2 protein-coding genes are annotated in these 1,696 nt (G+C 64.2%); one reads left to right on the forward strand and one right to left on the reverse strand.

Features of this window, described 5'->3' with window-relative positions; genetic code table 11:
* Positions 1-1,109, forward strand: a 1,109-nt coding sequence (locus RMO81_RS03830) for a dihydroxy-acid dehydratase (RefSeq protein WP_310474418.1), incomplete at its 5' end; no start/stop codon positions are given.
* Between the two features lie 32 nt (positions 1,110-1,141).
* Here the strand turns inward: RMO81_RS03830 and RMO81_RS03835 are convergent.
* The gene (locus RMO81_RS03835; protein ID WP_310474419.1) at positions 1,142-1,633 is read right to left on the reverse strand and encodes a GNAT family N-acetyltransferase; all 492 of its coding nucleotides are present in this window, start codon (positions 1,631-1,633) and stop codon (positions 1,142-1,144) included.
* Between the last annotated feature and the right edge of the window lie 63 nt (positions 1,634-1,696).

The raw sequence follows: 1,696 nt of genomic DNA on the forward strand, positions 1-1,696 counted from the left end.
CCGCCAACACCATGGCCTGCGTGGGCGAGGCAATCGGCCTGTCGCTGCCCAACAGCAACATGGCGCCGGCGCCGTATCAAAGCCGGGCCGACATCGCGATTGCCGCGGGCAAGCAGATCATGACGCTGCTGGAGCGCAACATTCGCCCGCGTGACATCTGCACGCGCGAAGCCTTTGAAAACGCAGCGCGGATCGTGGCAGCAACGGGTGGCTCCACCAACGGCGCGCTGCACCTGCCGGCGATGGCCAACGAATGCGGCGTGAAGTTCGACCTGTTCGACATGGCCGAGATCTTCAAGACGACGCCCTATATCGCGGACCTGAAGCCCGGCGGGAAATATGTGGCGAAAGACATGTATGACGCGGGCGGCGTCTATATGGTGTTGAAGACGCTGTTTGATGCCGGCTTCATCCACGGCGATTGCCTGACGGTGACCGGCAAGACGCTGGCCGAGAATATCGACGAGATCAGCTGGAACCCGAACCAGAAGGTGATTTACGAGGTGTCCAACCCGATCACCCCCACCGGTGGCGTGGTCGGCCTGAAGGGCAGCCTCGCGCCGGATGGGGCCATCGTGAAGGTGGCGGGCATGAAGACGCTGCAATTCCGCGGGCCGGCGCGGGTGTTCGACAGCGAGGAAGCCTGTTTCGCCGTGGTGGAACAGCGCGGGATCGAGCCGGGCTGCGTGATCGTCATCCGTTATGAAGGGCCCAAGGGCGGCCCGGGCATGCGCGAGATGCTGTCCACCACCGCAGCGCTTTATGGCCAGGGCATGGGCGAGCAGGTGGCGCTGATCACCGATGGCCGCTTCTCGGGCGCGACGCGCGGGTTCTGTATCGGGCACGTCGGACCGGAAGCAGCCGAAGGGGGCCCGATCGCACTGATCGAGGATGGCGACATGATTGCCATCGATGCGCAGGCCGGCACCATCGAACTGGAAGTGCATGCGGCGGTTCTGGAGGCGCGGCGGGCGAACTGGGTGCCACGCGCTACGGACTACCAATCAGGCGCGATCTGGAAGTTCGCGCAGACGGTGGGCCCGGCGCGACTGGGGGCGGTGACACATCCGGGGGCAGCTTCGGAAACGCATGTGTTTGCAGATATTTGATTCATCCCCTCTCCCGCAAGGGGAGAAGGGGGTTACAGCGCGAGCCGCTTCCTGATCCGGTCAACCGGCGTGCCGTCCTTCAACGGCACCGCCGGCACCACCTCGTGATCAATGAAGCCCATGCGGCTGTAAAAGGCGAGGCCGCCGATGTTGTCGCCCCTGATGGTGGCGTTGATGGCGGTCAGGCCGAGCGCGCGGGCGCGGGCGGTGGTGGCAGCAAACAGCGTGCTGCCAATGCCGCGCTGGATGCCGCCGACACGCGTGAACGTGCCGATGTCGCCGATGTCATCGGGCAGGAAATCCTGGCGGCCCAGTGTCTGGAAGCCGAGCAGGTGGGCATCGGCTTCGGCCACAAAGCAGCAATGCACTTGCGGGCCATTGAGATAAGCCTGCGCCAACGCATCCGGCGTGTAAGGCTCCTGCAGGGCCGTAGTGCTGCCGCGTGTGATGATTTCGTTCAACAAATCGGCCAGTTCGGCCGCATCTTGCGCATGGACAGGGCGGATGGTGAGGGAAGTGGTCATCACCGGCCTTGTGCCCAGCCTTCTGCTTTGTGACAAGGCGCGCATGTTCATCATCGATTCTGG

The sequence above is a fragment of the Sandarakinorhabdus sp. genome, from assembly GCF_031422795.1.
Lineage (GTDB): Bacteria > Pseudomonadota > Alphaproteobacteria > Sphingomonadales > Sphingomonadaceae > Sandarakinorhabdus.